Genomic DNA, 11,801 nt, shown 5'->3' with positions numbered 1-11,801 from the left:
GAGGCGGCGCCGATGTCGCTTGGCACCGCTGAACTCTCCGCCCTCCGACGGATTGGCGTTAGGGATAACAGCGATTCCGGGATCCGGTCAATAAATAATTCGAATTGATTTATTAACCTGCCGAGCGTAGATTTCGGCATGGCAGGAGGACAGGACATGGATGGGAGCGAGATCCACAGGCTCAGCAACGGGGCCAACCTGACGGGCGTGCGCGCGCACAACGAGCGGCTGATCCTTTCGATGATCCAGCGCAACGGTGCACTGCCCGGAAGCGACCTCGCCAAGCACACGGGCCTTTCGGCGCAGACCGTCTCGAACATCCTGCGCAAGCTCGAGGCCGAGGGGTTCCTGCTGCGCGGTGAGCCGCAGCGGGGCAGGGTGGGAAAGCCCTCGGTGCCGATGGCGCTCGATCCCGACGCGGCGCTGACCTTCGGGCTGAAGATCGGGCGGCGTTCGGCGGATCTGGTGGTGATGAACATCATGGGCGAGGTGCTCGACGCGTCGCAGATAACCTATCGCTACCCGATGCCCGACCTGATCTTCGGCTATCTCGACCGCGAGATGCAGCGCCTCGGCGCGGGGCTCACGCCCTACCAGCGCGAGCGCCTCTGCGGCATCGGCATCGCTGCACCCTCCGAAATCTGGAGCTGGACCGAGGTGCTGGGCGCACCGCAGGATTTCACCGTCTGGCGCGACATCGATTTCGTCGAGGAGGTGGGGCGGGTCAGCCCGCTGCCGCTTTTCGTCGAGAACGATGGCACCGCCGCTTGCCGGGCCGAGCACATCTTCGGGCGGGGGCGCGAGTTCACCGATTACGCCCATGTCTTCATCGGATCGTTCATCGGTGGCGGGGTGGTGCTGAACTCCGGCGTCGCGGCGGGCGCGCATCACAACGCCGGCGCCTTCGGCTCGCTGCGGGTGCCGGGGCCGGAGGGCGGCGAGCTGCAGTTGATTGACGCGGCCTCGCTCTACCTGCTCGAGGCGGCCATCGTGGAGGCCGGCGGCGATGCGGCGGCGATGTGGGAGATGCCGCAGGACTGGCGCGACTACGAGCCGATGCTGAGCGAATGGATCGGCGCCACCGGGAAGGCGCTGGCCCATGCCACGCGCTCGATCGGCTCGGTGATGGATTTCGAGGCCATCCTGATCGACGGTGCGTTCCCGGCGGACGTACGCCACCGGCTGGTCGAACGCACCCGCGAGGAGCTCGAAAAACTCGACACGCGGGGCATGGTGCCGCCACGCCCCGAGGCGGCGCTGGTCGGCGCGAATGCACGGGCACTGGGCGCCGGCTGTGCGCCGATCTACGCGCAGTACTTCTTCCAGTAGGGGGCGCCTCAGGCGAACCCGAGCAGCCAGAGCATCAAGGGGATGGTGAGCACCGCCGCCAGCGTCTGCAGCGTCACGAGCCCCGCCATGAGCGTGCCGTCGCCGCCAAGCTGTCGGGTCAGCACGTAGGCGGTGGGGGCGGTGGGGATCGCCATGAACACCACCAATACCAGCGCCTCGACCCCGTCCAGCCCGAAGATCATGGCGACCCCCGCGCCGAGCGCCGGCATCGCCATGAGCCGCAGCAGCGAGGGGCCCGCCAGCGCCGCCACGTCGCTCCGGATCGCCTTGGGTTGAAGTGCCGCGCCGACGCAGAGCAGGCCCAGCGGCAGGCTGGCCTGCGCGAGAAACTCCAGCACCCGCTTTGAGCCGAAGGGCAGGCCGGTCCCTGCCAGCGCCAGCGCGATGCCCACGACGCAGCCCAGGATCAGCGGATTCCGCGCCATGGTTTTCAAGAGTGGCAGCGGGTGGCGCAGAACGCTGGCCTCCGACAGCGCGATGATCGAGAGCACGTTGACCAGCGGCACCCCCACGGCCAGCAGCACCGCCGCGCGCTCGAGCCCCTCGCTGCCCGCAAGGCTCGCGGTGATGGCAAGGCCGAGATAGGTGTTGAAGCGCACCACGCCCTGAAGCGCCGGGCCGAAGCGGGCCGCGGGGGCCTGCATCACGGTATTGCGCAGGAGGGTCATCACCAGCGCCGCGATGCAGGTCGTGGCCACCATCGCGCCGCCAAGCCGCAGGATCGCCGGGTCACGCACCGGCGCGTCGACGAGGTTGGCCACGAGCAGTGCCGGGAACAGCACGAAATAGTTTATCCGCTCTGCGGCGGGCCAGAAGGCCCGGTCGGGAAAGCCCGCCCGTGCGAGCAGGAACCCAAGGCAGATCAAAGCGAAGAGCGGCCAGATCGTGAGGAGGAGCAAGGCGGAGATCCCGTCGCGGTTGAGGCGTGTGGTGCTTCGCCTCTACAGGAGCGCTGCGCGCGAGACCAGTGGCGGGCGGCTACTCGAGCTCCTGCAGCCGCTCGCGGAGCGCCTCGACCTCTTCGAGGTAGGTCTGCCCGGCCTCGCCAAGCGCCCGCCGGGTCTCGACCGCGAGCAGGCGCAACACCGCCAGCGCGCCGGAATACGCATCGGAATACTGCGCCGTCTCGACCTGGCAATCGATGGTCCAGGTGGCGTGGGCCGGTGCCTCGCGGATGGTCTTGTCGGTGATCAGCAGGATGCGCGCGCCGCGCCTTGAGATCTCCTGCACCACCGACGTGAAGCCCGCGGGTCGCCGGCGCAGGCCGATCACCACCGCCAGATCGCCCTTGTCCATCAGCGCGATGCCCTCGGCCTGGGTCTGGCCCGGCAGCAGCAGCGGCGAGACGGCGCGGCGGATCTGGCCGAGCTGGGCGGTGACGTATTGTGCGAGGAAATGGCTGTTGCGATAGCCCAGCGTGCGGATGCGCGGGGCGGTGGCCATGGCCTCGACGATCTCGCGCAGGGTGACCGGGTTGAGCCGGGTGAGGGTGCTTTCCAGCACTGTGACCTCGCTCTGGAGCAGGTCCGAGATGCGCTTGCTCGCGGGCGTGGCGCTGCCGGTATAGAGCGGCGAGCCGGTCTCGCGCAGGCGTCGCGCCTGCCGCTTCGCCTGTTCGAAGCTCTCGTAGCCCAGCCGCCGGAAGAACCGGCTCACCGTGGCGTTCGAGACCCCGGCCGCCGCCGCCAGCTCGGTCGCTGTCAGCATCGCAAGCTCGCCGGGATTGCCGAGCAGGACGTCGGCGATGCGGCGTTCCCCGTCCGGCAGGCTGCCATAGGCCTCGTGAACGCGGCGGGAGATTGGGGCCGAGCCGGCGTCTGCTGTCTTCGTAGGCATTGCGATGGGCGTCTCACGGGTTTTGGATGTGAAAATAGTTTTTCACTATTGTCAGAAATAAGAAAGAGGATTTTCGATTAGGAGGTCGCAACGCAAACGAGTCGGGGGCAGCGTGTCGCAAATTTCAGCCAGGGCGAGGGATCTGAGCCTGCGGGTGAACTGGCTCGTGGAGCGTGTCTGCGTGGCGCTGCTGGTGCTGCTGGTGCTCGACGTCTGGCTTGGCGTGCTGGTGCGCTACGTGATCCCGCTGCCGCTGACCTTCACCGAAGAGCTGGCGCGCTACCTGATGATCTGGATGGCGCTGCTGGCTGTGTCGTCGGGCATCGCCCACCGCGAGCATATCGGCGTCGAATTCATCTTCTCGCGCCTGCCGGCGCCGGTGCGGCGCTGGCTTGCCATCGCCTTCGACGTGATCGCCTTCGCTTTCTTTGCGGCGCTGTTCTTCTACGGCATCGGCTTCGCGGTGAAGGGCTTCTCGCGGCTGACGATGATCTACCAGATCCCCAAGGGCTGGCCCTTCATGGGGGTGCCTCTGGCGGCCCTGATGGCCTGCCTGCAACTGCTTCTGGTGGGCATTCACGATGCCTTTGCCGAGCGCGCGCCGAAGAGCACCGGCGCGAGCCTTCCCCCTATGGACGAGGAGATCTGAGCATGGGTGCGTTGATGGTCGCGGTCGCGTTTTTCGGGCTTCTCGCCTTCGGTCTGCCGGTGGGCTTTGCCATCGGTGTCGCAGGCGTGGTGGGCATCATCGATATGGGGCCGCGCTTCATGCAGATGGTGCCGGACCGGATGTTTGCCGGGCTCGACCTGTTTCCCTTCCTCGCCATGCCGTTCTTCATCCTCGCCGGCGAGATCATGAACCGCTCGGGCATCACCATGGGGCTGGTGCGGCTGGCCGATGCGCTGGTCGGCTGGATGCGCGGCGGCATGGCCCATTCCAACATGGTGGCCTCGGTCATGTTTGCCGGGCTCACCGGCTCGGCCACCGCCGACAGCGCCGCCTTCGGCAACACGCTGGTGCCGGCGATGGTCAAGGGGGGCTACTCGCGCCCCTATGCCTGCGCGGTGACCGCCGCCGGCTCGATCATCGGGCCGACCATCCCGCCCTCGACGCTGGCGATCATCTACGGCTCGATCATGGGCGTCTCGATCGCCGGGCTGTTTGCCGCCGGCATCCTCCCGGGGCTGCTGATCTGCGCCATCTGCATGACCGTGATCGCGCTCACCGCGCGCCGCAAGGGCCTGCCCAAGGGCGAAGGGCGTCCGAGCCTGCGGCTCGTGGGCGCCGCGCTCAAGGAGGGCTTTCTCGCCGCGCTGCTTCCGGTCTTCATCCTCGGCGCCATCTTGGGCGGATTCGCCACCCCCACCGAGGCGGCGGCCATCGCCGTGGCCTACGCGCTCGTGGTCGGCGGGCTGGTCTACCGGGCGCTGAGCTGGCGCGATCTCTACGAGGTCGCGGTGCGCACCACGCGGATCACCGGGGTGATCTTCCTGATCATCGCCTCAGCCTCGATCCTTGGCTGGTGGATGACCTTCAACCGCATCCCGCAGGCCATCGCCGAGGGCATGCTCAGCATCTCCGACAACCCGATGGTGATCATCGGCCTGATCCTGCTGCTGCTGCTGGTCATCGGGCTGGTGATGGACATCAACGCCACGCTGATCATTCTCGCCCCGGTGCTGGCGCCGCTCACGGTGCAGATCGGGATGGAGCCGGTGCATGCGGGCATCATGATCATCCTCGCGCTCAACATCTCGCTGATGACACCCCCGGTGGGCGCCTGCCTCTTCGTGCTGGCCTCGGTCACCGGCGAGAAGGTCGAGGCGATCACCCGCGAGCTCTGGCCGTTCATCCTTGCCGAAGTGACCATCCTTCTGGTCGTCGCCTACTGGTCCGACCTCACGCTTTTCATACCAAGACTGCTCGGGCTCTGAACCCGCGCGATTTCCAACCAAGGGAGCCAACACATGAAGTTTCTTGCAACCACCGCCATCGCGGCGCTCATGGCGACCGGCGCCATGGCGCAGGACGTCACCATCCGCCTCGCGCACCTGAACCCCGAGGATCCGTTTGCCTCGCATTCCGGCGCCATGGGCGCGGTGTTCAAGAGCCTCGTCGAGTCGAACTCGAATGGCCGCATCGAGGTGCAGCTCTTCCCCAACGGTCAGCTCGGCAAGGACAACGAAGTGATCGAGCAGGTGCGCTCGGGCCTCGTTGAATCGACCATCTCGTCCTCGGGCGGAATGGCGCAGCATTACCCGCTGGTCGGCGTGTTCGACATTCCCTTCGCCTTCCCGAATATCGGCGTCGCCTCCAAGGTGATCGACACTGACAGCAGCTTTGGCGAGGCCTTCGTCGCCGACCTTGAGGAGAAGACGGGTCTCGAGGTGCTGGGTCTGCTCGATAGCGGCGGTTTCTTCGCCTTCACCGACAGCGTCCGCCCGATCGCCTCGGTCGAGGACATGGACGGGCTCAAGATCCGCACCATGACGCTGCCGACCCACGAGGCGATGATCTCGTCGCTGGGCGGCCAGCCGACCCCGCTGCCCTGGGCCGAGGTCTACACCGCGCTGCAGACCGGCGTCGCCGACGGCCAGATGAACCCGGTGCCGATCATCGCCTTCGCCAAGTTCGACGAGGTGCAGCAGTATCTCTCGATCACCAACCACCTGATCACCCCCTACATCTGGACGATGAACGCCGAGTTCCTCGGCTCGCTGTCGGAAGAGGATCAGTACCTGGTGAAATGGGCTGCCGATGTCGCCACCGACGCGGGCCGCTCGATGAGCCGGGTGATCGAGGCTTCCGAGAAGGGCCTGCCGGCGCTCGCCGCCAAGATGGAGGTGAACGTCGTCACCCCCGAGGAGCAGGCCAAGTTCGCCGAGGCCGCCCAGCCCGCCGTGCGCGCGCTGATCGAGGAAAATTACGGCGCCGAGGGCACCGCGATGCTCGAGGCGATGCTGTCGTCGATCGAGGAGGAGAAGACCGACTTCTGATCGACAAACCCTCTGCCGGGGCGTGCTGTCCCTTTCGCGTCCCGGCAGAAACGCGCATCCTGAGGATGACATGAAAGACCCCAAGGACCACCGATGACACCCGATCTCACGCGCGGCGCAGGCACCGATGCCGCTTTCACTTTGTGCCTTAACCCACTCGCGGAGCATGACAAACCCTGGACGACGGAGCAGGATGCGATCCTGTCCGACGCGGGGCTTGCGCTGGCGCGTGAGACGATATCGGGATGGCCCGGCCACGCCGAGACCAAGCTGCACGCGCTGCCGGCGCTGGCGGCAAGGCTCGGCGTGGCAGAGCTGCGCTACAAGGACGAGGCCACGCGCTTCGGCCTTGGCAGCTTCAAGGCGCTGGGCGGGGCCTACGCAGTGGCGCGGCTGCTGGCCCGCAAGATCGGTGAGGCGCTGGGCCGCGAGGTCTCGATGGCCGAGGTGACGCAGGTCGCCCACCCGGACGAGGCCGCCAAGATCACCGTCTGCTGCGCCACCGACGGCAACCATGGCCGCTCGGTCGCGTGGGGGGCGCAGAATTTCGGCTGCGCCTGCGTGATCTTCATCCATGCTACGGTCTCGGAGGGGCGCAAGGCCGCCATCGAGGCCTATGGCGCCGAGGTGCGCCGCTGTGCGGGCAATTACGACGACAGCGTGCGCGAGGCGCAGGAGACCGCCACAAGCGAGGGCTGGTTCGTGGTCTCCGACACCTCCTACGAGGGCTACATGGAGATCCCCAAGGACGTGATGCAGGGCTACGAGGTGATGGCGGCCGAGGCCTATGATGCGCTCTCCGAGCCGCCCACCCACGTGTTCCTGCAGACCGGCGTCGGCGGCATGGCCGCGGCGGTGGCGGCGCAGGCGGTGCGCCGCTACGGCGCGGCGCGGCCGACCATCGTGCTCTGCGATCCCGATCAGTCGGCCTGCTGGCTCGAGACCATGCGCGCGGGCACGCCCACGGCGGTCGAGGGCGATCTCGACACGCTGATGGCGGGGCTGGCCTGCGGCGAGGTCTCGGCGCTGGCCTGGGAGATCTTGCGCGATCACGGCGACGCGGTGATGGCCCTGACCGATGCCTCGGCGGTGGCCGAGATGAAGCGGCTGGCAAAGCCCGAGGGCGATGATCCGGCGATCGTGGCCGGGGAATCCGCCGTCGCGGGCCTCGCTGGCCTTGCCGCCGCGATGGGCGACGAAGAGGCGCGCGCGGCGCTGGGGCTCGACGCGTCTTCGCGTGTGCTGATCTTCGGCACCGAGGGCGACACCGACGCGGCCCTGTACGAGGAGCTTGTGGGCATGAGCGCCGCCGAGGTCCGCGGGGCGGCCGCATGACGCCCGAGATCGACGGCGTGCGCCTGCTTAGGCGGCTGACGACGCTCGGACAGATCGGAGCGTTCGAGGGCGGCGGCGTGTGCCGGCTTGCACTCACCGACGCCGACAAAGCGGGGCGCGATTGGCTGGTGGCCGAGATGGAGCGGCTGGGGATGGCCGTGCATATCGATGCCATCGGCAATATCTGGGGCATCCGCGCCGGGCAGGGCGCGGGTGCCCCGGTGATGGTCGGCTCGCATATCGACTCCGTCGCCACCGGCGGGCTCTATGACGGCGCGCTCGGCGTGCTGGCCGGGCTCGAGATGGTCGAGACGCTGAACGACCGTGGCACTGCCACCGAGGCGCCCATCGCCGTTGCCGCCTTCACCAACGAAGAGGGCGCGCGCTTTGCCCCCGACATGATGGGCTCCGGCGTCTATTGCGGCGCGCTCGATCAGGGCGAGATGCTCGCCGTCACCGCCACCGATGGCATGGGCGTGGTGGGCGAGGAGCTCGATCGCATCGGCTATCGCGGCAGCGATGCGCCGGTGATCCCGGCGGCCTATCTCGAGCTGCATATCGAACAGGGGCCGGTGCTCGAACAGGAGGGCGTCCGCATCGGTGCGGTCACCGGCGTGCAGGGCATCCACTGGACCGAGTTCACCGTCACCGGCCAGACCAATCACGCCGGCACCACCCCGATGGCGCTGCGCCGCGACGCAGGCCAGGTCGCGATGCGCATCGCCCGCGAGGCCGATGCCATCGCCGCCGGGAACGGCCCGCCGCAGGTGGCCACCGTGGGCGTGTTCGAGCTGTCGCCGGGGCTCGTCAACGTGGTGCCCGAGACCGCGCGGCTGACGGTCGATCTGCGCAACACCGACGGCGCCGTGCTCGAGGCCGCCACCGCGCGCCTGACGGCCTTCGCGCAGGCGGTCGCAGCCGAGGCAGGCTGCGCGGTCTCGATCCGCGAGATGGCGCGCTTCGCGCCGGTGGTCTTCGACGGGGGGCTCGTCGACAAGGTCGAGGCGGCGGCGCAGGCGCGTCAGATGAGCGTGAAACGCATGCCCTCGGGCGCCGGTCACGACGCACAGATGTTCGCGGCGCTCTGCCCCACGGCGATGATCTTCGTGCCCTCCGAGAACGGGCTGAGCCACAATATCAAGGAACATAGCGATCCGGACGATCTGGCGGCGGGGGCCCAGCTCCTGCTCGATCTCGTCTGCACGCTGGCAGGAGCTAGAGCATGAGCCGGAAATTTGTCGTCGCGGCAGCGCAGATGGGACCGATCGCAAGGGACGAGCCGCGCGCCTCGGCGGTGGCGCGAATGTGCGCGATGATGCGCAGCGCCCATGCGCGCGGCGCCGCGCTGGTGGTGTTCCCCGAGCTGGCGCTCACCACCTTCTTCCCGCGCTGGTACATGCAGGACGCGGCCGAGATCGACCAATGGTTCGAGACCGAGATGCCCAACGGCGAGGTCAAACCGCTCTTCGATCTGGCCCGCGAGCTGAAGATCGGCTTTCACCTGGGCTATGCCGAGCTGACGCCCGAGGGGCGGCATTTCAACACCGCGATCCTCGTTTCGGGCCAGGGCGAGATCGTCGGCAAGTACCGCAAGATCCACCTCCCGGGCCATTTCGAGAACGAGGAATGGCGCCCGTTCCAGCATCTCGAGAAACGCTATTTCGAGAAGGGCGACATGGGCTTCCCGGTCTTTGATGCCTTCGGTGGCAAGCTCGGCATGTGCATCTGCAACGATCGCCGCTGGCCCGAGACTTGGCGCATGCTGGGACTTGGCGGGGCGGAGCTGGTGGTGCTGGGCTACAACACGCCGCTGCATTACCCGCCGGCGCCCGAGCACGATCACCTGCAGTATTTCCACAACGAGTTGTCGGTGCAGGCGGGCTGCTACCAGAACGGGCTCTGGGCGGTGGCGGTGGCGAAGGCCGGCGTGGAGGAGGGCAGCGAGCTGATCGGCGGCAGTGTCATCGTGGCGCCCACCGGCGAGATCGTGGCGCGTTGCGTGACCTCCGGCGACGAGGTGATCAGCGCCGAGATCGACCTCGACCGCTGCACCGAGATCCGCGCCAACGTGTTCAACTTCGCCCTGCACCGCGAGCCACAGGATTACGCGCTGATCACGGCGCCGAAATAGGGCGCTTGTGCCGCGGGCATCCGAGCGATGCGCGGCGCCGTCTTGGGGGCGGAGGGGGGTAAGGCTGCGCCGCCCGTGCCCACCATGTCATCAATCCGTTCCGTTTTCGTCCCCGACAGGGTAGACTGCTGCGAAAGACAACAAGAGCAGACAGACAGGAGACAGCCATGCGCGGATCATGGTTCAGGGCGCTTGCGGCAGGCATGACGGCGGCCCTTCTCATAACCCAACCGGCAGGCGCGGGCCTGCGCGACCGCTTCGAGGTCTTCGGCGTGCCCGACGGCGACATGCTGAAGATGCGCGGCGGGCCGGGCACCGGCTTTGACGTGATCCTCGGCCTGCCCAACGGCACCGTGGTGCGGATTTACGACTGCACCCAGACCGGCAGCACCCGCTGGTGCGAGATCTCGCTCGACAAGGCGCGGGGCCTGCGCGGCTACGCCTCCTGGGCCTACCTGCGCGAGCTCTGAGGACCGGCCGCTTCAAAAAGACAAGGGGCGCCACCGGGGGCGCCCCTTTCTCGTTTGCGGGGTCTGTCCTGCGCGCGGAGGATCAGCCGCCGAGCCAGCGCGGCACCAGGAGCGTCAGAGCCGGGATCATCAGCAGGATCGCCACCCGGATCACCTCGGCGCCGAGGAACGGCATCACGCCGCGGAACACCGTCGCCATCCTCGTGTTCTGCGCCAGCGAGGCGATGATGAACACGTTGAGCCCCACCGGCGGGGTGATCAGCCCCAGCTCGACCACGATCAGCGCCAATATCCCGAACCAGATCTTCAGGCTGTCATTGTCCATGCCGAAGGCGGCGGTGTCGGCGGTGGCGAAATCGCCGCCGTTGAGCGCGATCAGCGTCGGCCAGAAGAACGGCACCACCACGAGGATCATCGCGAGGCTTTCCATGAAGCAGCCGAGGACCACGAAGATCACCAGCATGATGACCAGCACCAGCATCGGGTCGAGCCCGCTGGTGGCGGCCCATTCGCTCAGCGCCTGCGGCAGGCCGGTACGGGTGAAGAAGCCTTTCAGCACTTCGGCGCCGAACAGGATCAGGTAGATCATGCCGGCGGTGATCGCGGTCGAGCGCACCGCGCGCACTAGCCCGGCAAGGCCCAGCCCCTCGCCGGTGACCCAGCGCAGGACGAGGCCGTAGACTGTGATCGCGAACACACCGATCGAGGCGGCGGGCGTCGGGGTGAAGAGGCCGAAGCCGAGGCCGAGGATGATCGAGCCGAAGATCGCCAGCACCGGGATCAGCCGGCGCAGCGCCACGCGGCGCTCGGCGCGCTCCATCGGCTTGGGCTCGGGGGCGAGCGAAGGGTTCAGTTTCACCGAGACCGCGATCACGAGGATGAAGCCCAGCACCGCCATCATGCCGGGGATCACTGCGGCCTGGAACATCTTGAGGATCGAGCCCTCGACGATGATGGCATAGATCACCAGCGCCACCGAGGGCGGGATCAGGATGCCCAGCGTGCCGCCCGCCGCCAGCGCGCCCGAGGCGAGCCGGGGATCGTAGCCGAGCTTGCGGAGCTCGGGCAGGGCGACCTTGCCCATGGTGGCGGCTGTGGCCAGCGACGAGCCGCAGACCGCGCCGAATCCGCCACAGGCGGCGACAGCCGCCATGGCGACGCCGCCGCGCAGCCGCGACAGCAGCGCCTCGAGCCCCTTGAACAGGTCCGACGACAGCCGCGCCTCGGCGGCGATGTAGCCCATCAGCACGAAGAGGGGCACCACCGAGAGGTCGTAGTTGGCGACGTTTTCCCACAGCAGCGACTTGAACTGCCGGATATATGGCACGAAGCGCACGAAGGGCACGAAGAGGCTCAGCACCCAGGTGCCGCCGATGCCCACCACGATCATCGCGATGCCCACGGGCATGCGCAGGATCAGCAGCAGGAACAGGACGGCGAGGCCGAGCACGCCGACGGTGATGGGATCAAGCATGGCGCACCTCGCCGCGGATCTGGGCGAGGGCGACGAGGGCCCAGAGGACCATCGACGCGATGCCGGGGATGTAGAACGGCCAGACCGGCCAGTTGAGTACCGAGGTCACGGCGCTGTCGTCGCGGGTCTCGAGCATGCCGAACACCATCCAGTAGGCGAGAAACAGCGCCATGCCGGCGGTCAGCAGCAGCCAGACCTGTCGACGACC

Annotated in this window: 12 protein-coding genes; 8 read left to right on the top strand and 4 right to left on the bottom strand. The window is 67.8% G+C overall.

What is annotated here, in order from left to right:
• The first annotated feature begins 156 nt into the window (after positions 1-156).
• Positions 157-1,329 carry an ROK family transcriptional regulator gene (locus R2601_RS12450; protein ID WP_007798878.1) on the top strand — a complete coding sequence of 391 codons (1,173 nt, stop codon included), beginning with the start codon at positions 157-159 and terminating at the stop codon, positions 1,327-1,329.
• A gap of 8 nt (positions 1,330-1,337) precedes the next feature.
• Here R2601_RS12450 and R2601_RS12445 read toward each other — a convergent pair whose 3' ends face one another.
• Complete coding sequence (locus R2601_RS12445) at positions 1,338-2,249, bottom strand: AEC family transporter (protein WP_007798864.1); 912 nt, start codon at positions 2,247-2,249, stop codon at positions 1,338-1,340.
• A 79-nt stretch (positions 2,250-2,328) separates the two neighbouring features.
• A complete protein-coding gene (locus R2601_RS12440; protein ID WP_007798862.1) occupies positions 2,329-3,186 on the bottom strand; it encodes a MurR/RpiR family transcriptional regulator in 858 nt (285 codons plus the stop codon).
• A gap of 154 nt (positions 3,187-3,340) precedes the next feature.
• On the opposite strand from R2601_RS12440, the gene R2601_RS12435 reads away from it, so the two are divergent.
• From R2601_RS12435 to R2601_RS12405, 7 genes are all read left to right on the top strand, one after another.
• Entirely contained in the window at positions 3,341-3,835 is a 495-nt protein-coding gene (locus tag R2601_RS12435; protein WP_007798860.1) for a TRAP transporter small permease, read from the top strand.
• A 2-nt stretch (positions 3,836-3,837) separates the two neighbouring features.
• On the top strand, positions 3,838-5,121 hold the full coding sequence (locus R2601_RS12430; RefSeq protein ID WP_007798858.1) for a TRAP transporter large permease: 1,284 nt from the start codon (positions 3,838-3,840) through the stop codon (positions 5,119-5,121).
• A 33-nt stretch (positions 5,122-5,154) separates the two neighbouring features.
• Positions 5,155-6,183: a TRAP transporter substrate-binding protein gene (locus tag R2601_RS12425; RefSeq protein WP_007798855.1), complete on the top strand. Its 1,029-nt coding sequence runs from the start codon at positions 5,155-5,157 to the stop codon at positions 6,181-6,183.
• A gap of 93 nt (positions 6,184-6,276) precedes the next feature.
• Positions 6,277-7,518, top strand: a complete 1,242-nt coding sequence (locus tag R2601_RS12420) for a diaminopropionate ammonia-lyase (protein WP_007798852.1) — start codon at positions 6,277-6,279, stop codon at positions 7,516-7,518.
• Positions 7,515-8,744 (top strand): M20 family metallo-hydrolase, encoded by a 1,230-nt coding sequence (locus R2601_RS12415; RefSeq protein WP_007798849.1) that lies wholly within the window; start codon positions 7,515-7,517, stop codon positions 8,742-8,744. Before R2601_RS12420 ends, R2601_RS12415 begins: the two co-directional genes overlap by 4 nt.
• Positions 8,741-9,649, top strand: coding sequence for an N-carbamoyl-D-amino-acid hydrolase (locus tag R2601_RS12410; RefSeq protein ID WP_007798846.1), 909 nt, complete (start codon positions 8,741-8,743; stop codon positions 9,647-9,649). Before R2601_RS12415 ends, R2601_RS12410 begins: the two co-directional genes overlap by 4 nt.
• A 167-nt stretch (positions 9,650-9,816) precedes the next feature.
• Complete coding sequence (locus R2601_RS12405; protein ID WP_040544667.1) at positions 9,817-10,119, top strand: SH3 domain-containing protein; 303 nt, start codon at positions 9,817-9,819, stop codon at positions 10,117-10,119.
• Between the two features lie 82 nt (positions 10,120-10,201).
• On the opposite strand, the gene R2601_RS12400 is transcribed toward R2601_RS12405, so the two are convergent.
• A complete protein-coding gene (locus R2601_RS12400) occupies positions 10,202-11,593 on the bottom strand; it encodes a TRAP transporter large permease (RefSeq protein WP_007798836.1) in 1,392 nt (463 codons plus the stop codon).
• Positions 11,586-11,801: TRAP transporter small permease subunit (locus tag R2601_RS12395; protein ID WP_007798833.1), on the bottom strand; the 216-nt coding region annotated here is incomplete at its 5' end. The genes R2601_RS12400 and R2601_RS12395, both read right to left, overlap by 8 nt.

Source organism: Salipiger bermudensis HTCC2601, assembly GCF_000153725.1.
Taxonomy (GTDB): Bacteria; Pseudomonadota; Alphaproteobacteria; order Rhodobacterales; family Rhodobacteraceae; genus Salipiger; species Salipiger bermudensis.
The sequence above is the reverse complement of the archived record's forward strand: the minus strand, read 5'-3'. Positions and strand labels throughout refer to the sequence as shown.